General features: G+C 57.8%; 18 protein-coding genes. 9 read left to right on the forward strand and 9 right to left on the reverse strand.

The genetic code is table 11. From position 1 onward, the window contains the following. Positions 1–71 precede the first annotated feature (71 nt). Both ruvA and ruvB read left to right on the forward strand, forming a co-directional pair. Positions 72–686 carry a Holliday junction branch migration protein RuvA gene (ruvA, locus tag FKM52_RS06060; RefSeq protein ID WP_141175306.1) on the forward strand — a complete coding sequence of 205 codons (615 nt, stop codon included), beginning with the start codon at positions 72–74 and terminating at the stop codon, positions 684–686. An 8-nt stretch (positions 687–694) separates the two neighbouring features. Further along, positions 695–1,699 (forward strand): Holliday junction branch migration DNA helicase RuvB, encoded by a 1,005-nt coding sequence (ruvB, locus tag FKM52_RS06065; protein ID WP_141175307.1) that lies wholly within the window; start codon positions 695–697, stop codon positions 1,697–1,699. 48 nt (positions 1,700–1,747) lie between these two features. Here ruvB and znuB read toward each other — a convergent pair whose 3' ends face one another. Next, positions 1,748–2,533 carry a zinc ABC transporter permease subunit ZnuB gene (gene znuB / locus FKM52_RS06070; protein WP_141175308.1) on the reverse strand — a complete coding sequence of 262 codons (786 nt, stop codon included), beginning with the start codon at positions 2,531–2,533 and terminating at the stop codon, positions 1,748–1,750. Next, positions 2,533–3,285, reverse strand: coding sequence for a zinc ABC transporter ATP-binding protein ZnuC (znuC, locus tag FKM52_RS06075; RefSeq protein ID WP_141175580.1), 753 nt, complete (start codon positions 3,283–3,285; stop codon positions 2,533–2,535). Before znuC ends, znuB begins: the two co-directional genes overlap by 1 nt. A gap of 77 nt (positions 3,286–3,362) precedes the next feature. Between znuC and znuA the strand changes: the two genes are divergently transcribed. The 3 genes from znuA to lpxM all read left to right on the forward strand — a co-directional run bounded on the left by znuA (position 3,363) and on the right by lpxM (position 6,800). Further along, entirely contained in the window at positions 3,363–4,310 is a 948-nt protein-coding gene (gene znuA, locus FKM52_RS06080; RefSeq protein WP_141175309.1) for a zinc ABC transporter substrate-binding protein ZnuA, read from the forward strand. Between the two features lie 13 nt (positions 4,311–4,323). Beyond that, positions 4,324–5,649 (forward strand): murein DD-endopeptidase MepM, encoded by a 1,326-nt coding sequence (gene mepM / locus FKM52_RS06085; protein ID WP_141175310.1) that lies wholly within the window; start codon positions 4,324–4,326, stop codon positions 5,647–5,649. Positions 5,650–5,825: 176 nt separating this feature from the next. After that, entirely contained in the window at positions 5,826–6,800 is a 975-nt protein-coding gene (lpxM, locus tag FKM52_RS06090; protein WP_141175311.1) for a lauroyl-Kdo(2)-lipid IV(A) myristoyltransferase, read from the forward strand. A 77-nt stretch (positions 6,801–6,877) separates the two neighbouring features. Here the strand turns inward: lpxM and FKM52_RS06095 are convergent, their stop codons facing one another. The 6 genes from FKM52_RS06095 to FKM52_RS06120 form a co-directional block, all read right to left on the reverse strand. Continuing rightward, positions 6,878–8,131 carry an MFS transporter gene (locus FKM52_RS06095; RefSeq protein WP_141175312.1) on the reverse strand — a complete coding sequence of 418 codons (1,254 nt, stop codon included), beginning with the start codon at positions 8,129–8,131 and terminating at the stop codon, positions 6,878–6,880. An 85-nt stretch (positions 8,132–8,216) separates the two neighbouring features. Continuing rightward, a complete protein-coding gene (locus tag FKM52_RS06100; protein ID WP_141175313.1) occupies positions 8,217–10,571 on the reverse strand; it encodes a GNAT family N-acetyltransferase in 2,355 nt (784 codons plus the stop codon). Between the two features lies 1 nt (position 10,572). Then, positions 10,573–11,865 (reverse strand): lysine N(6)-hydroxylase/L-ornithine N(5)-oxygenase family protein, encoded by a 1,293-nt coding sequence (locus FKM52_RS06105; RefSeq protein WP_141175314.1) that lies wholly within the window; start codon positions 11,863–11,865, stop codon positions 10,573–10,575. A 10-nt stretch (positions 11,866–11,875) separates the two neighbouring features. After that, positions 11,876–13,426 carry a pyridoxal phosphate-dependent decarboxylase family protein gene (locus FKM52_RS06110; RefSeq protein ID WP_141175315.1) on the reverse strand — a complete coding sequence of 517 codons (1,551 nt, stop codon included), beginning with the start codon at positions 13,424–13,426 and terminating at the stop codon, positions 11,876–11,878. A 615-nt stretch (positions 13,427–14,041) separates the two neighbouring features. Beyond that, positions 14,042–15,484 (reverse strand): pyruvate kinase, encoded by a 1,443-nt coding sequence (pyk, locus tag FKM52_RS06115; protein WP_141175316.1) that lies wholly within the window; start codon positions 15,482–15,484, stop codon positions 14,042–14,044. Positions 15,485–15,756: 272 nt separating this feature from the next. Then, entirely contained in the window at positions 15,757–16,629 is an 873-nt protein-coding gene (locus tag FKM52_RS06120) for a MurR/RpiR family transcriptional regulator (protein WP_141175317.1), read from the reverse strand. A gap of 358 nt (positions 16,630–16,987) precedes the next feature. Here FKM52_RS06120 and zwf point away from each other — a divergent pair, with 358 nt between their 5' ends. Together zwf and FKM52_RS06130 are read left to right on the forward strand one after the other, a co-directional pair. Further along, entirely contained in the window at positions 16,988–18,463 is a 1,476-nt protein-coding gene (gene zwf / locus FKM52_RS06125) for a glucose-6-phosphate dehydrogenase (RefSeq protein WP_141175318.1), read from the forward strand. A gap of 209 nt (positions 18,464–18,672) precedes the next feature. Continuing rightward, a complete protein-coding gene (locus FKM52_RS06130) occupies positions 18,673–19,311 on the forward strand; it encodes a bifunctional 4-hydroxy-2-oxoglutarate aldolase/2-dehydro-3-deoxy-phosphogluconate aldolase (protein ID WP_141175319.1) in 639 nt (212 codons plus the stop codon). 39 nt (positions 19,312–19,350) lie between these two features. Here FKM52_RS06130 and purT read toward each other — a convergent pair whose 3' ends face one another. Continuing rightward, positions 19,351–20,529 carry a formate-dependent phosphoribosylglycinamide formyltransferase gene (gene purT / locus FKM52_RS06135; protein WP_141175320.1) on the reverse strand — a complete coding sequence of 393 codons (1,179 nt, stop codon included), beginning with the start codon at positions 20,527–20,529 and terminating at the stop codon, positions 19,351–19,353. 139 nt (positions 20,530–20,668) lie between these two features. Between purT and FKM52_RS06140 the strand changes: the two genes are divergently transcribed. Beyond that, entirely contained in the window at positions 20,669–20,989 is a 321-nt protein-coding gene (locus FKM52_RS06140) for a YebG family protein (protein WP_141175321.1), read from the forward strand. Positions 20,990–21,285: 296 nt separating this feature from the next. Further along, entirely contained in the window at positions 21,286–21,957 is a 672-nt protein-coding gene (locus FKM52_RS06145) for a tellurite resistance TerB family protein (RefSeq protein WP_141175322.1), read from the forward strand. Positions 21,958–22,052: the final 95 nt, after the last annotated feature.

The raw sequence follows: 22,052 nt of genomic DNA on the forward strand, positions 1-22,052 counted from the left end.
GGATATTCATCCAGCCTTTTTTATGTTATAACTCTGACACTTTCTCTCCCCATCGATTAAAGGAAGCTACTGTGATAGGTCGTCTGCGAGGCATCATTCTGGAAAAACAACCGCCGCTGGTATTGCTGGAGGCGAACGGCGTGGGATATGAAGTCCATATGCCGATGACCTGCTTCTATGAGCTGCCGGAGCTGAATCAGGAAGCGATCGTGTTTACCCAGTTTGTGGTGCGTGAAGATGCGCAGCTGCTTTACGGCTTTAACAGCAAGCAGGAGCGCGCGCTGTTTCGCGAGCTGATTAAAGTCAACGGCGTCGGCCCCAAGCTGGCGCTGGCGATCCTCTCCGGCATGTCGGCGCAGCAGTTCGTGACCGCCGTCGAGCGGGAAGAGGTGGCGACCTTAGTGAAGCTGCCGGGCGTGGGTAAAAAAACCGCCGAGCGTTTGGTGGTGGAGATGAAAGATCGCTTTAAAGGAATGCATGGCGACCTGTTCGGCGGCGACGCGACCTTTACGCTGACCAGCGAAAACGCGGCGCCGGAAAGCAACGACGCCGAAGCCGAAGCGGTTGCCGCGCTGGTGGCGTTGGGGTATAAACCGCAGGAAGCCAGCCGGATGGTCAGCAAAGTGGGCCGCCCGGATGCTGATTGTGAAACCCTGATCCGTGAAGCGCTGCGTGCCGCGCTCTGAGGTAAACCATGATTGAAGCCGATCGCCTGGTCTCTCCCGGCAACATCAGCGAAGAAGAAATTATTGACCGCGCTATTCGTCCGCGCCTGCTGGCGGAGTATGTCGGCCAGCCGCAGGTGCGCGAGCAGATGGAGATCTTTATCAAGGCGGCGAAAATGCGCGGCGACGCGCTGGACCACCTGCTGATTTTCGGCCCGCCGGGGCTGGGGAAAACCACGCTGGCGAATATTGTGGCGAATGAAATGGGCGTTAACCTGCGCACCACCTCCGGCCCGGTGCTGGAGAAAGCGGGCGATCTGGCGGCGATGCTCACCAACCTTGAACCGCATGACGTGCTGTTTATCGATGAAATTCACCGTCTGTCGCCGGTGGTGGAAGAGGTGCTCTATCCGGCGATGGAGGATTATCAGCTCGATATCATGATTGGCGAAGGCCCGGCGGCGCGCTCGATCAAGCTGGATCTCCCGCCCTTTACCCTGATCGGCGCTACCACCCGCGCCGGCTCGTTAACTTCGCCGCTGCGCGATCGCTTCGGCATCGTGCAGCGCCTGGAGTTTTATCAGGTAAAAGATTTGCAGCATATCGTGGGCCGCAGCGCCGCCTGTCTGGGGCTGGAGCTTAGTGAGGAAGGGGCGCTGGAAGTAGCGCGCCGCGCGCGCGGCACGCCGCGCATCGCTAACCGGCTGCTGCGCCGCGTGCGTGATTTCGCCGAGGTGCGCGCCGATGGCGTGATGAACGGCGAAGTGGCGGCAAAAGCGCTCGATATGCTGAATGTCGATAACGAAGGCTTTGACTATATGGACCGCAAGCTGCTGCTGGCGATTATCGATAAGTTCACCGGCGGCCCGGTAGGGCTGGATAACCTGGCGGCGGCGATCGGCGAAGAGCGCGAAACCATTGAAGATGTGCTGGAGCCTTATCTGATTCAGCAGGGCTTTATTCAGCGCACGCCGCGTGGACGTATCGCTACCCAGCACGCTTTTAAACATTTCGGTCTCAGCCGCGAAGTATAAAAAAACGCCAGCGATCGCTGGCGTTTCTGTTTGAGCGCTACGCCGATCTCAGGCCGGAACTTTTTTTAGCTGGCTGAAAATAAACAGCAGTGCGGCGCACAGCACCACCGAAGGGCCTGCGGGCGTATCGTAAAAGGCGGAGAAGGTCAGGCCGCCGGTAACCGCCATCACGCCGACGCCGATAGCCAGCAGCGCCATCTGCTCCGGCGCGCGGGCAAAGCGGCGCGCGGCGGCGGCGGGGATCACCAGCAGCGAAGTAATAATCAACGCGCCGACAAACTTCATCGCCACGCCGATAATCAGCGCGGTCACCAGCATCAGCAGCATGCGGGTACGGGCGATATTAACGCCATCCACCTGCGCCAGCTCCGGGCTGATAGTCATCGACAGCAGCGGCCGCCACTGCCAGGCCAGCCCCGCCAGCACCAGCGCCACGCCGCCGCCGATAATCACTAAATCGTCCGGCGTTACCGCCAGCAAATCGCCAAACAGGTAGGCCATTAAATCGACGCGCACGTTGGACATCAGGCTAACCACCACCAGCCCCAGCGACAGCGCGCTGTGCGCCATAATTCCCAGCAGGGTATCGATGGCGAGGTGAGGGCGCCGCTCCAGCCACACCAGGCCCAGCGCCAGCAGCAGCGTAACGGCGATAACCGCATAAAACGGGTTAACGTCCAGCAGCAGACCGAAAGCGACCCCCAGCAGCGAAGCGTGCGCCAGCGTATCGCCAAAATAGGACATGCGGCGCCACACCACGAATGAACCGAGCGGACCGGCCGCCAGCGCCAGCATCACGCCGCCCAGCCAGCCGGGAAGTAGTAATTCCAGCATTATTTTTCTGTTCCTTTACGCAAAACAATCCGCCCCTGTAAATCGTGACGATGATTATGGTGATGACGGTAAATCGCCAGCTGCTCGGCGCCGCGCGGGCCAAACATAGCAATAAATTCGGGGTGGCGGGAGACCGCCTCCGGGGTGCCGGAACAACAGATATGGTGATTAAGGCAGAGTACCTCATCGGTTTTCGCCATTACCAGATGCAGATCGTGCGATACCATCAGCACCGCGCAGTTCAGCTCCAGCCGCAGCTGGTTGATCAGATCGTAGAGCGCCACCTGGCCGTTGACGTCCACGCCCTGCGTCGGTTCATCCAGCACCAGCACGCGCGGTTGATTCAGCAGCGCCCGCGCCAGCAGTACGCGCTGCGCCTCGCCGCCGGAGAGTTTTTGCATTGGCGCGAACTGCAGGTGGCCCGCCTGGACGCGCTTCAGCGCGGGCAGAACATCCGCCTTACGCGTCGCCGGGCGCAGGCGTAAAAAGCGGTCGACGGTCAGCGGCAGCGTGGCGTCAAGGTGCAGCTTTTGCGGCACGTAGCCGATGCGCAGCGGATCGTCGCGGGTAATTGTGCCGCTGTCCGGCGCGATCAGGCCCAGCACCACCCGTACCAGGGTGGATTTACCGGCACCGTTAGGGCCGAGCAGCGTCAAAATGCGCCCAGGTTCCAGCGTTAATGAGATATTTGACAATACCTGTCGCTGACCAAAGCTGACGGAAATATTTTCCAGGCTGATTAATGTCGTCATCATTATTAAAACTTGCAGAAGTTATCTAATGTTATAATATCACATTTTCTTACCTGGTCACGATGGATTGAAGCATTATGTTACAGAATAAAAAGGCGTTGTTTTCCCTGCTGTTACCCCTCGGCATTGCCGCTTCGCTAAGCGCGCCCGCCAGCGCGGCGGTGGTCGCCTCAATCAAGCCGCTGGGCTTCATCGCTGCCGCCATCGCCGACGGCGTGACGCCGGTTGACGTCTTGCTGCCGGATGGGGCTTCCGAACATGACTACGCGCTGCGCCCATCTGACGTCAAACGCTTGCAGGACGCGGATCTGGTGGTGTGGATCGGCCCGGAAATGGAGGCGTTTATCAGCAAAACCGCCAGCGCCTTTCCCACCAGGAAAAACCTTGAACTGGCTAATTTACCTGCGGTTAAACCGCTGCTGATTACCGGCGCTGAAGATGAGGATGAGCAACATGATGAAGATGATCAACATCATGACGCCGCGCATGAACATCACCATCACGGACAATATAATATGCATCTGTGGATGTCGCCGGAAATAGCGCGCCAATCTGCGGTTGCAATCCACGCAAAATTATTGGAACTTATGCCGCATAGCAGAGCCAAACTGGACGCAAACCTGCAGCAATTTGAGTCACAATTGACGAAAAGCGACGAGCAGATAGCGCGTCAGCTGGCGCCCGTTAAAGGAAAAGGTTATTTCGTTTTTCACGATGCCTATAGTTATTTTGAAAAACACTACGGTCTCACGCCGCTTGGCCATTTTACCGTAAATCCTGAAATTCAACCGGGCGCGCAGCGTTTACATCAAATTCGAACACAGTTGGTTGAGCATAAAGCGACCTGCGTTTTTGCTGAGCCACAATTCAGACCAGCGGTCATCGATGCCGTTGCCAGAGGGACCCAGGTACGTAAAGGTACGCTCGATCCGCTGGGAATGGGCATCAGCTTAGGAAAGGACAGTTATGTGAAATTCCTCTCACAGCTGTCGAGCCAGTATGAAAGCTGCCTGAAAGGAGCATGAGGAATCCTGAATAGTGCAACAGATAGCCCGCTCTGTCGCTCTGGCATTTAATAACCTGCCGCGGCCCCATCGCATAATGCTTGGGTCGCTTACCGTGGTGACTCTGGCCGTCGCTGTCTGGCGGCCTTATGTTTATCATCCGGGTGAATCCTCACCCATTGTGAAAACTATTGAGATTGATAAAGAAGAGCTGCGTACGCTGCTGCCTGAGGCCAGCGAGCCGCTTGACCAGCCTGCGCCCGCGCCGGAAGACGATCTGCCGAAAGATGAAATCGATGAAGACGTCACGGCGGAAAGCGGCACCCATGACTACGTGGTTTCCAGCGGCGATACGCTGAGCAGCATTCTTAATCAGTACGGCATCGATATGGGCGAGATCAACCAGCTGGTGAAGACGGACAGCGCGCTGCGCGGCCTGCAGGTTGGTCAGCAAATCTCCTGGACGCTTACCGATGACGGCGAGCTGAAGCGCCTGAGCTGGGAAATGTCGCGACGGGAAACCCGCATCTACGATCGCGTCGGCAACGGCTTTAAGATGTCCAGCGAGATGCAAAAGGGCGAATGGAAAAACAGCGTGCTGACCGGGGTGGTCAACGGCAGTTTTGTCACCAGCGCGCAAAATGCCGGACTGAGCAGCGCCGAAATCAGCAGCGTGATTAAAGCGCTGCAGTGGCAGATGGATTTCCGCAAGCTGCGCGCCGGCGACCGCTTTAGCGTGCTGATGTCGCGTGAAGAGCTGGATGGGAAAAGAGAGCAGAGCCAGCTGTTAGGCGTGCGTCTGCGTACCGGCGGGCGGGATTATTACGCTATCCGCGCCGAAGACGGCAAGTTTTACGATCGCAGCGGCTCCGGCCTGGCGCGCGGCTTTATGCGTTTTCCCACCGTGAAGCAGTACCGCGTCTCCTCTAACTTTAATCCGCGCCGCCTGAATCCGGTAACCGGACGCGTGGCGCCGCATAAAGGCGTCGATTTCGCAGTGCCGACCGGAACGCCGGTGCTGGCGGTCGGCGATGGCGAAGTGGTGCAGGCGAAATATAGCGCCGGCGCCGGCAACTACGTCGCTATTCGTCATGGACGCCAGTATATGACGCGTTATATGCATATGAGCCGTCTGCTGGTGAAACCGGGCGATAAGGTGAAGCGCGGCGATCGTATCGGCCTTTCCGGCAGCACCGGGCGCTCAACCGGCCCGCATATTCACTATGAAATCTGGATCAATAATCAGGCGGTGAATCCGCTGACGGCCAAGCTGCCGCGCACCGAAGGGCTGACCGGTAAAGATCGTTCCGCCTATCTGGCGCAGGTCAGAGAAGTGTTGCCGCAGCTGAAGCTGAAATAAATCTGAGATAACCTTACCTGCGGGCGGCTGCCGTCGCCCGCACGCTTTGCTGTTTTATGCAGCAAAATGAAGCAAATTTCCCCTGTTTTTCCTGTGGATTACGCCTCACCTGCGGTAAGCGTTGCAAATTTGTCTGCCCACACTATCATTAGCCGGTTATTGATTGAGGCGAGTGCATGGAAAACAGCAAGAAAAACAATACAGAATTTATCCCTACCTTTCAGAAGTCCTTCCTGATGCCGAAATACTGGGGCGCCTGGCTGGGTATCGGGGCGTTCGCCGGCATGGCGCTGCTGCCGCCTGCGCTGCGCGATCCCATTCTTGGCGCGGCGGGACGTCTTGCTGGACGCTTTGCCAAAAGCGCTCGCCGTCGGGCGCAAATCAACCTGTTCTACTGCCTGCCGGAGCTTTCTGAAGCCGAGCGGGAAACCATTATTGATGAGATGTTCGCCACCGCGCCGCAGTCAATGGTGATGATGGCCGAGCTGGCGCTGCGCAAACCGGAGCGGGTGCGCGAACGGGTGCGCTGGCACGGCAAAGAGATTATCGAGGCGATGCAGGCGGAAAAACAGAATGTCATTTTTCTGGTGCCGCACGGCTGGGCGGTGGATATCCCGGCGATGCTGCTGGCCTCTGAAGGGCAGTTGATGGCGGCGATGTTCCACAACCAGAGCAATCAGCTGTTCGACTATATCTGGAACTATGTGCGTCGGCGTTTTGGCGGCAGGATGCATGCGCGCAATGACGGCATCAAACCTTTTATCAGCTCGGTGCGCCAGGGGTACTGGGGCTACTATCTGCCCGATCAGGATCACGGGGCGGAGCACAGCGAGTTTGTCGATTTCTTCGCTACCTATAAGGCGACGCTGCCCGCGGTAGGCCGCCTGATGAAGGTGTGCCGCGCGCGCGTGGTGCCGCTGTTCCCGGTGTATAACAGTAAAACGCATCAGCTGGATATCTATATCCGTCCGCCGATGGACGATCTGCTGGAGGCCGACGATCGCACCCTGGCGCGCCGGATGAACGAAGAGGTTGAGATCCTGGTACGCCCCAATCCGGAACAGTACACCTGGATTCTCAAGCTGCTGAAAACGCGGCGCGAAGGAGAGATCGAACCCTACCGCCGTAAAGAGCTTTATCCACGCCGCTGAACCCGCGCCAAATACAAAAAGCCCCGCACCAGAGGCGGGGCTGTTTGATTAAGCCAGAACGTTTATCGCTTTTGCCCTCAGGCGGCGTCAGCAACATTGTCAGCCTCGTTCAGTCGGCTGCGTCGTCTGCGCTCGCGCAGGAAAGCGGTTACTAAAACCAGCCACAGCAGGCCGCTCGCCAGATTGATCAGGCTAAACCAGGCCGCGCCGCCGTGGAAATAGCCATACTTCGTCACCTCAATCCCCAGTGCAAAGGCGATAATGCTGACCATGCCGAGCATCGCCGCCACGCTGCCTTTACCGGCATTGCTGGAAAAGAGCGTCAGACGATAAAGCCCGGCGTTGACCATGCCTGCGCCATACGCATAGATACTGAGCCCGGCGGTCAGCCACAGATAGCTGTGGCGATCGATCAGCGAAGCGGTCGTCGCCAGCCCCAGCCCCGCGAGGATCGGCCAGGCGCCCAAACGCAGCGGCCCTTCAATCGGCAGGCGGTTCGCCAGTTTCCCCAGCGTCAGGTTACCGGCGATCATCGCCAGAAATACCGGCAGCTGCAGCAGCGCGTAATCCATACGCGTCAGCCCCTCGTCCTTAATCAGTATCACCGGCGACAGCGCTACCCAGGCGAGAATCGGGATAAACACCAGCCCGATCGCCAGCGAGCCGGACATAATCTGCCGCTCACGCGCCAGCGTCAGGTAGGTGCGTCCCAGGCTGCGCAGGCTGATGGAAACGCTGCGGTCGCCCGCAGTTTCCGGCATTGCACGCCACAGGCCAATCAGCGCCAGCGCGGCGATAATGGCGAACAGCCAGAACATGGTGCGCCAGTCGCCGACGGTCAGGAAAGCCGCGCCCGCCAGCGGGCCAGCCAGCGGCGCCAGCAGCGCGACATTCGCCATCAGCGCCATAATGCGCACGCTGCGCGTCTCATCAAACGCCTCCTGAATGGCGGCGTAGCCCACCGCGCCGATAAAGCAGAGGCTGGCACCCTGTAAAAAGCGCAGGGCGACGAACTGCTGAATAGAGGCGACCCAGTGCGTCAGCGCGCAACAGACGATAAAAAACAGTACGCCGCTCAGCATCACCGGGCGCCGGCCATACTTATCGGAGAGCGGGCCAAGCAACCATTGCAGCACAATGCCGCCAATCAGATAGGCGGTCAGCGAGGTGGAAACCCACTCGGCGCCAACGTGAAATTCGCTGGTTACCAGCAGCATACCGGGCTGAATCATATCGTGCGCAATATAGGTTGCGAACTCGAACAGCACCAGCGAGAGGGGAAATAACAGATGCCTGAATGTCAGGTGTGAAACCGGGGTATAGGCGGCCATGCAGGCTTGCTCCAGAAAGATAAAAAACGCGCCCGCAAAGGCGGCCGCGTCAGTATAGCGTTTAAATCATATTACCTGAGAATGATTAGCGATGCGCGTAAACGGCGATCGGGTTATTCAGCTCGCCTGCAAACTTCAGGTTCTCCGCCGGATCGGACAGATTGATCATCTGCTGATTATTCGCCAGCTGTAGCCGGTTCAGGCAGGAGCGCGCGAAGGTCGGCGCAAACAGATCGTAACGGGCGAATTTGTGCGCCAGCTGCGGGTGCGCCTGCTGGTAATCCTGCACGCACTGCGCCACGCGCTGCCAGAAGCGCGCCTCCGGCAGGATGCCGCTTTCATCAAGAATGGCGGAGATAAAGCGGAAAATGCAGTCGAAGACATCGGTAAAGATCGACAGGATTTTCAGATTCTCCGGCACCTCTACCACCAGCCGCCGCGCCTTCTCCGGCAGCTGCGCATCCGGGTTCAGCACCGCAATTTCCTCGCCGATATCCTTCATCCAGGCGCTGACCGGCACGTTGTGGTCAAACTGCAGGATCAGGTTTTCGCCGTGCGGCATAAAGACGATATCGTGCTGATAGAAACAGTGCAGCAGCGGACTGAGATAGCAGCTCAGGTAGCGGTCGATCCACTCCGCCGGCGCCAGTCCGGAATCGGCAATCAGCGCGGGCAGCAGCGCCTGCTGATGGCAATCGATATGCAGCAGCGCAGCCATGGTCATCAGGCGCTGGCCTGGCTGAAGCTGGGGCAGCGGATTATCGCGCCACAGCGCGGCGAACATCTTCTTATAGGCCGAGTCGCCCTGAATCGCGCGCTCATAATAGCGGTTATGATAGCCAATGGCCGCCACCTCGCGCAGGATGCGGAAAGCGCACCGCTTCAGCCACGGATCCTGCTTAACAATCCCTTCCAGCCACTGGTTCACCGCCGGCGTGGTCGCCATATAGTAGGGCGAGAGGCCGCGCATAAACCCCATATTCAGCACCGACAGCGCGGTTTTCACGTAGCGTTTGGTCGGCTGGCTGCGGTTAAAGAAGGTGCGGATAGACTGCTGCGCCTGATAGCTGTCCGCGCCTTCGCCCAGCCAGATAATGTCGCGCGCGGCAATATCGGCGGCGAACACCGTCAGCAGCTTGTTCTGCCACTGCCAGGGATGGACCGGCATCAACAGATAATCCTGCGGATCGACCGCCAGCGCCCGCAGCCGATCGGCGAAGGCTGCCAGCGTGCTTTCTCCCAGCTCCTCCGCCATTAGCTGCTGATAGCTCAGCGCGTCGATACTGGAAAAATGGGCGTTGCGCGTATGCACCGCCACCCATACCAGCTGAATCGGCGCCGCCGCCTCTGGCGCATAGGCGAGATAGTCACGCGCATCAAAGCCGATACGGCCATTATTGGCGACAAAGCAGGGGTGGCCTTCGGTCATTGAGGCTTCCACCGTCTGAAAATCAGCGTTAACCAGCGCCGCGCTGTCCGGATTGCCTTTTTGCAGCTTATAGACGCTGCTGCACAGCGTGCTGGCGATCTCTTCCATATAGGTGGCCAGCATGGCGGCAGGGATGCCGACCTGCTGGTTGAATTCGATAATAAACTGCAGCGCATCCAGCGGCAGCGGCGCGCCGTTCTCGCTTTTCCTCAGCGAATCGGGATCGATCTGCCAGTGATCGAGCGCCAGCCGGCGCGCGCGGAAATGATAAACCGCTTCACCGCCCGGTACCGCCAGCTGCCAGCTATTTTCCGCAGCAGGCTGGGGGGCGATCAGTTTCTCGTGAGCGAATTCGGCAATCGCTTTACGTAGCAGCAGGCGGTTTGCCAGCGCCCAGCTGTCGTTGGTGAGATGCTGCCCGTGGGCGAATCGAGAAGTGGTGGTCATGGTTAAGGATTCCTGCAATTGGGCCTGCTGATAATCTTCACGCTGGCAAAAGGCGAGCCAGGCGGTTTTATGTCCCATATCGATAGTGTGCTGGTAGCGGAAACCGGCACGTTTATTGAGACGATGAATTTTTTCATTGCGCACGTCTGGTTCCACTACCACGCGCCGCACCTGCGGCTGGCTGAAAAGAAAGTCCATTACCGTGGTGAAAACCTGCCAGCTGAACTGCGGCACCGGCTTTTCGGCGGGCGCGATCAGGATATGCATGCCGTAATCGTCGGGCCGGGCCGGGTAGTGCCGGGCGATTTCATCCTGCCGCGCACGGTAAAACTCCATCAGGAAAACCGGCTGATCGTTGCACAGACCGATCATCGCCGCCTGCGGATTGTCGGCGGTAAGCTGCTGATAGAAGGCGCTTACCTGCGCCAGCGTGTCGGTCTGCATTCCCCAGAAACGGGCATACTCCTGGGTTACCCAGCGGTGAATGAGCGGCGCGTCCTGCGCCGTCACAGGACGCAGGCTGAACTCGCCCGCCGGACGATGGCAGCGGTATAATATGTTCATCTTATCGCTCCGATTCTGCCGGGAAGGTCTGGAAGGCGATGCGCTGTTCAACCGGGTAAACTTCGCGTCCGGCAATTTCACGAATCAGCACCGAATTGCGATAGCAGGCCATGCCAAGATCGGGCGTGACAAAGCCGTGGGTGTGCAGCTCGGCATTTTGCACAAATACCCGGTTGTGACGATCGATGCTGTAGTTGCGCTGTACATCGTAGCGCCCTTGTTCATCCCAGCGCAGGCGGCCGGCGATGCCTTCAATAAACGGCGGCGGCTGGTAATGATAGCCGGTCGCCATCACCAGCCCTTCGGTGCGCCGCGTATAGTGCTGATCCTGCTCGCGCTGGTGCAGAGAAAGCTCCAGCTCATCATTTGGCAGACGACGTAAATCGGTGAGCGCCGAATTGGTAAACAGCCGCACCTTCAGATCGCCATCCAGCTGCTTGATATACATCAGATCGTAGATATCGTTGATCAGGCTGCTGTTGATACCTTTAAACAGATTTTTATGTCCGGCGTTCAGTTCGTCGCGCTTGCTGGCGGGCAGGGCATGGAAATAGTCGATCCACTCCGGCGAAGTCATTTCCAGCGTCAGTTTGGTGTATTCCAGCGGATAGAAGCGCGGCGCGCGCGTCACCCAGTTCAGCTGGTAGTGATGCCGATCGATTTCGTTCAGCAGATCGTAGAAGATCTCCGCCGCGCTCTGACCGCTGCCCAGTACGGTAATGGCACGCTGCGCCTGCAGCTTCGCTTTATTCGCCAGGTAGCGACTGGAGTGCACGACGCGATCGCGCAGGGGGCGGCTGCACTCCGGCAGCCAGGCGACCGGTCCGGTGCCCAGCACCAGCCGGCGCGCCAGCCAGCTGCGCCGTTCGCCGCTGCGCGTATCAAGGGTATGCAGCTGATAACATTCGCGGCTTTCATCGTAGCTGGCATACTCGACGCGCGTGTTCCAGCGCAGGTTATTCAGCTGCGAACAGGCCCACTGGCAATAGTGGTTATACTCTTTGCGCATCAGGAAGAAGCTTTCGCGTATGTAAAAGCTGTACAGCTTGCCTTGCTGCTTCATGTAGTTAAGCAGGCTGAAGGGGCTGGTGGGATCGGCCAGCGTCACCAGATCGGCCATAAACGGCGTTTGCAGGTGAGCGCTTTCCAGCATCATGCCGGTATGCCAGTCGAAGCCGGGATTTTGATCGAGAAACAGGCCGTTAACCTCTTCCAGCGGCGCGGTCAGGCAGGCGAGGCCGAGGTTAAACGGGCCGATGCCGATGCCGATAAAGTCATAAATAGTGTCGTTCATCACGATGCCCTTACTGATTGGCTGCGCTTAATGACAGGCTGTGCGAAAGCTCGCGTCCGTAGTGGCTAATCAGCGCGATAACATCCTCTATATCCGTCACGCTGGTCGCCGGGTTAAGCAGGGTAAACTTCAGATACTGACGGCCGTTGACCCTGGTGCCCGCCACGACCGCGTTACCGGAGCGGAACAGCGCCTTGCGGATTTGCGCGTTCACCTCATCTGTCACCTCCGCATTCAGGCCCGGACGCGGAATAAAGCGGAATACCTGAGTGGTCAGTTCCGGCGCATGCAGTACCTCAATCGCTGGATGCGCCTGCAGCAGACGGTGGGTCTGCTGCGCCAGCGTCAGCACGCAGTCAAAGGCTTCGCCCAGCTTCTGCGCGCCCATAATGCGCAGCGTCATCCACATCTTCAGCGCATCAAAGCGGCGGGTGGTCTGAATGCTTTTATTCACCAGGTTAGGCGTGCCTTCCTGCTGGGCGCTGAGCGGGTTGAGATAGTCGGCGTGTACCGTAACGTGGCCGAGATGCTGCCTGTCGCGCACAAAGAAGGCGCCGCAGCTGACGGTCTGGAAAAAGGATTTATGGTAATCGACGGTAACCGAATCGGCGTGCTCAATGCCGCGCAGACGCTGACGATGCTGCGGCGATACCAGCAGGCCGCAGCCGTAGGCGGCATCAACATGCATCCAGAGCTGGTAATGACGGCAAATAGCGCCGATCGCCTGTAGCGGATCGATACTGCCGAAATCGGTGGTGCCTGCGGTAGCGACCACGGCGATGGGAATCAACCCTTCCTGCAGGCACTGCTGAATCGCCTGCTCCAGTTTGGCGGCGTCCATACGGTAGCGATGGTCATGGTCGATGGCGATCACCGCGTCATAGCCGAGACCGAGAATGGCGGTCGATTTCTGAATGCTGAAATGGCTCATTTTCGAGGTAAAGATGCGCCACTTGCCCGCTTCCGGCGGCAGGCCGCGCTGCTTGATCAGGTGGCCCGGATGCTGACGGGCGCACCAGCTGTCGCGCGCCAGCAGCATCGCCATCAGGTTGGACTGGGTGCCGCCGCTGGTGAAAATGCCGTCCGATCCGGCGGGTAACCCGATGCGTTGCAGCGTCCAGTCAATCACCTTTTGCTCAATCAGCGTGCCGCCCGCGCTCTGATCCCAGGTATCTACCGAGCTGTTGACCGCGCTGATAATCTGCTCAGCCAGCAGCGAAGGCAGGACGATGGGGCAGTTGAGGTGGGCGACATACTTTGGATGATGGAACCAGACCGCATCGCGCAGATAAACTTCCGTCAGCTCGGCCAGCGCCGCCTGCTGGTCGCCCAGCGGGTTATCTAAATCGATAGCGCGCAGCGTCGGCGCCAGCTCGTGTGGCAAAATGCCGCTGAACGGCTTTTCCGTTTGCCGTAGCTGCCGTTGGATCAGGGCCAGCGCGCTTAGCGTCTGCTGCGCATACTGCTCCAGCTGCGCCTCGTTAAAGAAGAAGGCGCTGCTGGCGGCAGCGTCCTGGCGATCCGTAGCGATGTTTGGTGTTTTTGCGGAAACCGAAGCCATTTCCTGACCCTTTTCTGGACGTAAGAAACCCGTACCGCCATAAAAAGATGACGGCCCTGTACGCCTGATATCTGCCGATATCAGTTAAATATATTTAATGTTTTATCCGAAGGCCACGAAAGCCGTCGACGGTAAGTAAAAAAGGGGGATACCCTTTTACGGGTTAAACCTCCCATTTTATGCGGTTATCGCCGCTTATGTTACGCAAATGCTAAGGCTTATAAGTGAAATGCGATTATAAATAGCAATCATTATCATTCAATAAGATTTTGGTGACAATTTAGTGATAAGTAATATTAATATTTAAAGTGTGATATTGATCACGTTTTGATGTAAGAGTCGTTGCTGAAAAGCGCCAAAAAATGTCAGTGTCCGGCTGCCTGAAAAGCGTTCAGCGTTCAGCGTTCAGCGTTCAGCGTTCAGGGCGCAGGCGGCGGATAAGCTTCAAGGGTGGGAAGGGCAGACGGCGGATAAGTTTTCAGAGCGCCAAAAAGGGCAAAAGCCAGCTAAAGCGTAGCCCGTTGCGAATTGTGACCAGCAATAAGAAAACGTCGGGAAAGGGCCGGTGTGGCAGGTTGTTGGCTACCGCAGGCGGGCTGCGGTAGCCTGTAGGTTTTACTCGACGCGCAGCACGCGGCTGGTGTTAGTCGTGCCGGTGGTGCTCATAACGTCGCCCTGGGTAACGATCACCAGATCGCCGGATACCAGGAAGCCTTTATCGCGCAGCAGATTAATCGCATCATGCGCCGCCGCTACGCCGTCGTTATTGCTGTCGAAATGGACCGGCGTAACGCCACGATAGAGCGCCGTCAGGTTCAGAGTGCTTTCATGACGCGACATGGCGAAGATCGGCAGGCCGGAGGTAATGCGCGAGGTCATCAGTGCGGTGCGCCCTGACTCGGTCATGGTAATAATCGCGGTAACGCCCTGCAGGTGGTTGGCGGCGTACATCGCCGACATGGCGATTGCTTCTTCAACGTTGTCGAATTGCACGTCAAGACGATGCTTCGATACATTAATGCTCGGCACTTTTTCCGCGCCGAGGCAGACTTTCGCCATCGCGCTGACGGTTTCCGCCGGATACTGACCGGCAGCGGTTTCCGCCGATAGCATCACCGCATCGGTGCCGTCCAGCACCGCATTCGCCACGTCCATAACTTCCGCACGCGTCGGCATCGGGTTGGTGATCATCGATTCCATCATCTGGGTCGCGGTAATGACGGCACGATTCAGCTGACGCGCACGACGAATCAGCGCTTTCTGGATGCCTACCAGCTCCGGGTCGCCGATTTCCACGCCCAGATCGCCACGCGCCACCATTACCACGTCGGAAGCCAGGATAATGTCATCCATTGCCGCCTGGGTGGAGACGGCTTCAGCGCGTTCCACTTTGGCGACGATTTTGGCTTCGCTGCCCGCTTCCTGCGCAAGACGACGCGCGTAGTTAAGGTCTTCGCCGCAGCGCGGAAAGGAAACCGCCAGATAGTCGACGCCGATTTTTGCCGCGGTAATAATATCCGCTTTGTCTTTTTCAGTCAGCGCTTCGGCAGAAAGGCCGCCGCCCAGTTTGTTGATGCCTTTATTATTGGAGAGCGGGCCGCCGACGGTCACTTCGGTAAAGACTTTGCTGTCGCGCACTTCCAGCACTTTTAGCTGGACGCGGCCATCGTCGAGCAGCAGGATATCGCCCGGCACCACATCTTCCGGCAGCCCTTTATAATCGATGCCCACTTTTTCCTTGTCGCCTTCGCCTTTACCCAGGCTGGCGTCCAGCAGGAATTTGTCGCCAATATTGAGGAAAATTTTGCCTTCTTTAAAGGTGGAGACGCGGATTTTTGGTCCCTGCAGATCGCCAAGTATGGCGACGTGGCGCCCTAACTTAGCGGCAATTTCACGCACTTTATCCGCCCGCAGCTGATGATCTTCCGGCGTGCCGTGAGAGAAGTTAAGTCGTACGACGTTAGCCCCGGCAGCGATAATTTTTTCCAGGTTGTTATCGCGATCGGTAGCTGGGCCTAAAGTAGTAACGATCTTGGTTCTTCTGAGACGTCGAGTCATGGGTTTTCCTTAAGGTGTAGAAACCTGAGTGATGCACAGAGTAAGCGTGAATGTTCTGTTTATGATTTTTTAGCCGGCAGCGGGTAATGGTCCTTGTTGCTCTCCTCGCGCCGTGCTGGCCGCTGAAGAGTGAGTTCATTTGCGACGACTACAATACTGACACCCGTTGCTAAAGTCACTCTTCCTGCGCGCCAAAGGAAAGCTTCATTGATAACAAACAAAATTTTGCCAGCGCGGGCCGGCCACACCACGGCGGCGATAGCGGAAAGCGGCTAAGGCGGCGTGGAAAACAGGCCCGTTTCTTTATCCAGCCGCGATGATTTCAGCGCTTCCTTTACCCGCCGCAGATTATCGCGAAAGGCGGCGCCGCGATGCAGCGTAAAACCGGTTGCCAGCACGTCGATCAGCATCAGCTGCGCCAGACGTGAAACCATCGGCATATAGATATCGGTATCCTCCGCGACGTCGAGCGCCAGCAGCAGGGAAGCCTCACGCGCCAGCGGCGAGCCGGAAGCGGTGAGCGCCAGCACCACGGCGCCATTCTCCCGCGCCAGCTGCGCCAGCTCCGTCAGCGATTTGGTGCGTCCGGTATGGGAAATCAGAACCACCACATCTTCTGCGCCGCTGTTGATACAGCTCATGCGCTGCATCACCACGTCATCGGAGTAGATTACCGGCACGTTAAAGCGGAAAAATTTATTCATCGCGTCATGCGCTACCGCGGCGGAGGCGCCCAGCCCGAAAAAGCTGATTTTTTTCGCTGCCGCCAGCAGCTCAACCGCGCGCTGCAGCATTCGCTTGTCCAGCTGCTGACGCACCTGTTCCAGACCGGCCTGCGCCGAATGAAAGAGTTTCTCGCTGTAGATATCGATCGTATCCTGTTCGTCAATATTGCGGCTCACCCACGGCGTGCCGACCGCCAGGCTTTGCGCCAGCTGCAGCTTAAAATCGGGAAAGCCTTTAGTCTGCATATGGCGACAGAAGCGGTTTACCGTTGGATCGCTGACGCCGGCGCTGGCCGCCAGCTGGGCAATGCTGGCGTGCATGGCGCTCTCCGGCGCGGAGAGAATCGCCTCGGCTACCTTGCGCTCGGATTTACTGAGGGAGGAAAGCTGCGCCTGAATTTTTTCCAGCATGTTATTCATAAATAAGCGCTCATCAATTCTGACAATTTCATTTACAGGTGCATCCGATGGCAATTTACTGAGAATATAACGTCCCGCAACGGCGAGATGGCAGCGCAGGTAAAACGCTGGCCGATATTTTTTGTCAGAATATGAACTGTGTCCGATTTTACCGGGCAAAAGCCATAAAAAAGCAGCGGCGAAAAGGGCACTTAACCAGGCGAAAACGCCGTTAAAGTAGCCGGTTATAGCAAAAGGAGCGGGTGCTGGTTTACCCGCGTCGGTTAAACACAGTACATTGTGCCGAAATAAAATTACAATAAGAGCTGAGCCAGTGGAGATTTTGCGGTTCAACTCATCCTGCAACGAGGAGAAAAGAATGGCGGTAACACAAACAGCCCAGGCATGCGATCTGCTCATTTTTGGCGCCAAAGGCGATCTGGCGCGTCGTAAACTGCTGCCTTCCCTGTATCAGCTGGAAAAGGCAGGACAGATTCATGAGCAGAGCCGCATTATCGGCGTCGGGCGAGCTGAGTGGGACAAAGCGGCGTACACCAAAGTGGTACGCGAAGCGCTGGAAACCTTCATGAAAGAGAAAATCGACGAAGCGCTGTGGGATCGGCTCAGCAACCGCCTCGATTTCTGTAACCTGGACGTTAACGAAACCTCGCATTTCACCAGACTGGGCAAGATGCTGGATCAGAAAAACCGCGTCACCATCAACTACTTCGCTATGCCGCCCAGCACTTTCGGCGCCATCTGCAAAGGGCTGGGCCAGGCGAAGCTGAACGCGAAACCGGCGCGCGTGGTGATGGAAAAGCCGCTTGGCACCTCGCTGGAAACCTCGCAGGAGATCAATGACCAGGTTGGCGAATATTTCGATGAAAGCCAGGTATTCCGCATCGATCATTATCTCGGCAAAGAGACGGTGCTCAACCTGCTGGCGCTGCGCTTCGCCAACTCGCTGTTCGCCAACAACTGGGATAACCGCACCATCGACCATGTGCAGATCACCGTGGCGGAAGAGGTAGGGATCGAAGGGCGCTGGGGCTATTTTGATAAAGCGGGCCAGATGCGCGATATGATCCAGAACCATCTGCTGCAGGTGCTGACTATGATCGCCATGTCGCCGCCGTCCGATCTCAGCGCCGACAGCATTCGCGATGAAAAGGTGAAAGTGTTGCGTTCGCTGCGCCGCATCGATCACAGCAACGTGCGTGAAAAAACCGTACGCGGCCAGTATACCGCCGGGTTTGTACAGGGGAAAAAGGTGCCGGGCTACCTGGAGGAAGAGGGCGCCAATAAGGCCAGCAGCACGGAAACCTTTGTTTCTGTCCGCGTTGATATCGATAACTGGCGCTGGGCAGGCGTGCCTTTCTATCTGCGTACCGGTAAACGCCTGCCGACCAAGTGTTCTGAAGTGGTGGTTTACTTTAAAAACCCGGAAATGAACCTGTTTAAAGATTCCTGGCAGGAGCTGCCGCAGAACAAGCTGACCATTCGCCTGCAGCCGGACGAAGGGGTGGATATTGAGATTCTGAATAAGGTGCCGGGGCTGGATCACAAGCATAACCTGCAAACGACCAAACTTGACCTGAGCTACTCTGAAACCTTCAACCAGTCGCACCTGGCAGATGCCTATGAGCGTCTGCTGCTGGAGGCGATGCGCGGCATCCAGGCGCTGTTTGTACGCCGCGACGAGGTAGAAGCCGCATGGACCTGGGTTGATTCCATTATCGAGGCCTGGGCCGCCGACAACGAGGCGCCTAAGCCATACCAGGCGGGTACCTGGGGGCCGGTAGCCTCCGTGGCGATGATTACCCGCGACGGTCGTTCCTGGAACGAATTCGAATAATCCAGCCTTACTAAGCCCGCGTAATGCGGGCATTTTTTTGCCGCAAACGCACCTCCATAAAAATGAACCGTAGTTTCAAAAAAGGCGAAAGAGCATGGACGCAGAAGGTAAAAATCAGGTATGGTATGGGCCGTTTCCTTTGCTGCGCGGAGACGCGCCATTATTGCCAGTGGTCGGATGGTTCGCTGGCCTGACAGGAGAGTAAAGCAATGAAAAACTGGAAAACAAGTGCTGAAGCGATTCTGACCACGGGGCCGGTTGTACCGGTGATCGTCGTCAACAAACTGGAACATGCCGTGCCGATGGCGAAGGCGCTGGTTGCGGGCGGCGTTCGCGTACTGGAAGTGACGCTGCGCACGCCGGTAGCGATGGACGCGATGAAGGCGATTATTCAGGAAGTCCCTGATGCGATCGTCGGCGCCGGAACGGTGATTAATCCTCAGCAGCTGGCGGAAGTTACCGCCGCAGGCGCGCAGTTTATTATCAGCCCCGGCATTACCGAACCGCTGTTGCAGGCGGCGGTAGAGGGCAGCGTTCCTTTGATTCCTGGCATCAGCACCGTATCAGAATTAATGACCGGCATGCAGTATGGTCTGCGCGAGTTTAAATTCTTCCCGGCGGAAGCCAACGGCGGGGTGAAAGCGCTGCAGGCGATCTCCGGGCCTTTCTCTCAGGTACGTTTCTGCCCGACCGGCGGCATTTCACCGAAAAACTACCGCGATTACCTGGCGCTGAAAAACGTGCTTTGCATCGGCGGTTCCTGGCTGGTGCCGAACGATGCGCTGGAAGCAGGCGACTATCAGCGCATTACCGATCTGGCGCGCGAAGCGGTAGCTGGCGCTCGCTAAGCGGTATCCGGCTCTCCCGCTGCGGGAGAGCCGTAAAACTCAGCCGCTGACCTGCACCGCGGCGGCGGCGTTTACCGCCCGCGTCACCGCCTCCCCGATCGTTTCCGCCGTCGCCAGCGCCACGCCCATGCGACGTTTCCCCGCTATCTCCGGTTTTGCGAACAGCCGCAGCTGCAGCCCGGCGCCGAGCGCCTGCGCCACGTTGCCATAGCTGACGTCGCTGCTTTCCAGCTCCGGCAGGATCACGGCGGAGGCGGCAGGGCCATACTGGCGTATCGCGCCTATCGGCAGGCCGAGAAAAGCGCGCACGTGCAGCGCAAACTCGGAGAGATCCTGCGAAATTAGCGTCACCAGACCGGTATCGTGCGGGCGCGGCGATACTTCGCTGAAGATCACCTCATCGCCGCGCACGAACAGTTCCACGCCAAACAGGCCATAGCCGCCCAGCGCCTTTACCACCTTTTCCGCGATGGTCTGCGCGCGCTGCAGCGCCAGCTCGCTCATCTGCTGCGGCTGCCAGGATTCCCGATAGTCGCCATCCTGCTGGCGGTGGCCGATCGGCGCGCAGAAATGAATGCCGTCGACGGCGCTGATAGTAAGCAGGGTGATTTCAAAATCAAAATTAACCACTCCTTCGACGATAACTTTGCCGGCGCCGGCGCGCCCGCCCTGCTGCGCGTAATCCCACGCCTGCGCCAGCTGTGCCGCCTCGCGGATAAAGCTCTGACCTTTACCGGAGGAACTCATGACCGGCTTGACGATACAGGGAAAACCGATCTCTTCCACCGCCGCGATAAACTCCGTCCGGCTGGCGGCGAAGCGGTAGCGTGAGGCAGGCAACGCCAGGGTTTCGGCGGCAAGACGACGAATACCTTCGCGATTCATGGTCAGCAGCGCCGCGCGCGCGCCAGGCACCACGCGCTGGCCCTGCTGTTCCAGCGCAAGCAGCGTATCGGTAGCGATCGCTTCGATTTCCGGCACGATATAATCAGGGCGTTCCAGCGCAATTAGCGCTTTCAGCGCCTCGCCATCGAGCATATTGATCACATGGCTGCGATGGGCGACATGCATCGCTGGCGCATCGGCATAACGATCGACGGCAATAACCTCTACCCCCAGCCGCTGACATTCAATTGCTACCTCTTTACCCAGCTCGCCGGATCCCAACAGCATTACGCGCGTCGCGCCCGGACGCAGCGCGGTTCCCAGTGTCGTCATAGTTCCTACCTGAAAATTGAGAAAAACAGATCGCGCCGCAGTATATACGAAAACGTTTGCGCTGCCAGCCTGGCGGGAAAACTTGATCTCAATATCCAGCCTGATATACTGTATAAAAACACAGTAACCGAGGTGAGCCATGGCTGTTGAAACCAAATTTGTAGTGGTCAGAAAAGGTGAAGAAAAAATGACGTTTGCCAGCAAAAAAGAAGCCGACGCGTACGACAAAATGCTTGATATGGCAGAGGCCTTTACTGACTGGTTGTTGCAGAGCGAGCTGTCGCTGGAAGAGGCGCAGCTGGAAAATCTGGGGCTGTTCCTGGCGGAGCAGAAAGATGCGGTCCAGCATATCCTGCGCACCAGCAAGCTGCCGGACGCGCAGCCAGCCGCGAAAGCGCCTAAGGCTGCCGTCGCTGATGAAGAAAGCCAGAAAAAGGTACGCGCGGTTAAAGCGGCCTGACTGGCGTTGCAGCCTGATGATTTTCAGCCACACTTGATGAATCAGGCGGCTGAGCAGGGCATATCGCCCGTGCTACAGAGATGACAGGCTGCGTCTTATACTATTACCTCCGGCGCGCTGCCCGTGCGTCGGGCATCGCCTTAACAGGAACGAGCCGTCGCCTGTTTTCCTAAAGGCTACGCTCTGCAGCCTGACGTTGCGTCACTTGCTGCGCGGCGTTTTCTTCTGTTTGCTCCCGCTTACGCTTCTTGACTTCCGGTGCACTAACCTGAAAGCAGGTGATAAAAGGAGAACCTATGGGCAACTGGCTGCAACAACTCCAACAGATGTTAGGTAATACGGCTATCAGCAACGCGGGCGCAAAGGCGCAGGGCGGCAGCGAAGCGCTCAATAAAATGCTGGCGCCCGGCGCGCTGGGCGGCCTGGCCGGCATCCTCATTTCCAGCAAATCCTCCCGCAATCTGCTGACCAAATATGGCAAAAACGCTCTGATTATCGGCGGCAGCGCCGCGGCTGGCGTGCTGCTGTGGGATAAATATAAGCAGCGCGTGCGCGAGGCGCGCCAGAACGAGCCGCAGTTTGGCCAGCAGGCGACGCCGGTCGATCGACGCGCCGAGCGGTTGATTACCGCGCTGGTATTCGCCGCCAAAAGCGATGGTCATATGGATGGCGATGAGCTACGGGCGATCAGGCAAAATATTCATCAGGCGGGCTATGGCGAACAGGCTGAAGCGCTGATCCAGCAGGCCATCGATCGTCCGCTCGATCCGCAATGGCTGGCGCAGGAGGTAAAAAACGAGGAGGAAGCGCTGGAGCTCTACTTTCTTAGCTGCGCGGCGATCGATATCGATCACTTTATGGAACGCAGCTATCTTAAAGAACTGGGTGACGTACTGAAAATCCCCGCTGACGTGCGCGAAGATATCGAAAAAGATATCCGCCAGGAAAAACAGCAGCTCCCCACCTGAGCGGTTGTAGATGCGGTCTGTCGCAGCCTGGCCTCAGGCTGCCGATCGCTTTTTACCGCTCTCCGCTTGGCAAGCATGGCCTTAACTGCCAACCT

Origin of the sequence: Mixta tenebrionis, assembly GCF_006517625.1 — a bacterium.
Classification (GTDB): Bacteria; Pseudomonadota; Gammaproteobacteria; order Enterobacterales; family Enterobacteriaceae; genus Mixta; species Mixta tenebrionis.

Excerpts from the sequence above, each read along its gene's own strand:
- FKM52_RS06105 (WP_141175314.1), bottom strand. The coding sequence starts at position 11,865 with ATGAACGACACTATTTATGACTTTATCGGCATCGGCATCGGCCCGTTT.
- FKM52_RS06120 (WP_141175317.1), bottom strand. The coding sequence starts at position 16,629 with ATGAATAACATGCTGGAAAAAATTCAGGCGCAGCTTTCCTCCCTCAGT.
- ruvB (WP_141175307.1), top strand. The coding sequence starts at position 695 with ATGATTGAAGCCGATCGCCTGGTCTCTCCCGGCAACATCAGCGAAGAA.
- FKM52_RS06130 (WP_141175319.1), top strand. The coding sequence starts at position 18,673 with ATGAAAAACTGGAAAACAAGTGCTGAAGCGATTCTGACCACGGGGCCG.
- znuB (WP_141175308.1), bottom strand. The coding sequence starts at position 2,533 with ATGCTGGAATTACTACTTCCCGGCTGGCTGGGCGGCGTGATGCTGGCG.
- FKM52_RS06100 (WP_141175313.1), bottom strand. The coding sequence starts at position 10,571 with ATGAACATATTATACCGCTGCCATCGTCCGGCGGGCGAGTTCAGCCTG.
- FKM52_RS06145 (WP_141175322.1), top strand. The coding sequence starts at position 21,286 with ATGGGCAACTGGCTGCAACAACTCCAACAGATGTTAGGTAATACGGCT.
- pyk (WP_141175316.1), bottom strand. The coding sequence starts at position 15,484 with ATGACTCGACGTCTCAGAAGAACCAAGATCGTTACTACTTTAGGCCCA.
- FKM52_RS06095 (WP_141175312.1), bottom strand. The coding sequence starts at position 8,131 with ATGGCCGCCTATACCCCGGTTTCACACCTGACATTCAGGCATCTGTTA.
- znuC (WP_141175580.1), bottom strand. The coding sequence starts at position 3,285 with ATGACGACATTAATCAGCCTGGAAAATATTTCCGTCAGCTTTGGTCAG.
- FKM52_RS06110 (WP_141175315.1), bottom strand. The coding sequence starts at position 13,426 with ATGGCTTCGGTTTCCGCAAAAACACCAAACATCGCTACGGATCGCCAG.
- purT (WP_141175320.1), bottom strand. The coding sequence starts at position 20,529 with ATGACGACACTGGGAACCGCGCTGCGTCCGGGCGCGACGCGCGTAATG.
- lpxM (WP_141175311.1), top strand. The coding sequence starts at position 5,826 with ATGGAAAACAGCAAGAAAAACAATACAGAATTTATCCCTACCTTTCAG.
- znuA (WP_141175309.1), top strand. The coding sequence starts at position 3,363 with ATGTTACAGAATAAAAAGGCGTTGTTTTCCCTGCTGTTACCCCTCGGC.
- FKM52_RS06140 (WP_141175321.1), top strand. The coding sequence starts at position 20,669 with ATGGCTGTTGAAACCAAATTTGTAGTGGTCAGAAAAGGTGAAGAAAAA.
- zwf (WP_141175318.1), top strand. The coding sequence starts at position 16,988 with ATGGCGGTAACACAAACAGCCCAGGCATGCGATCTGCTCATTTTTGGC.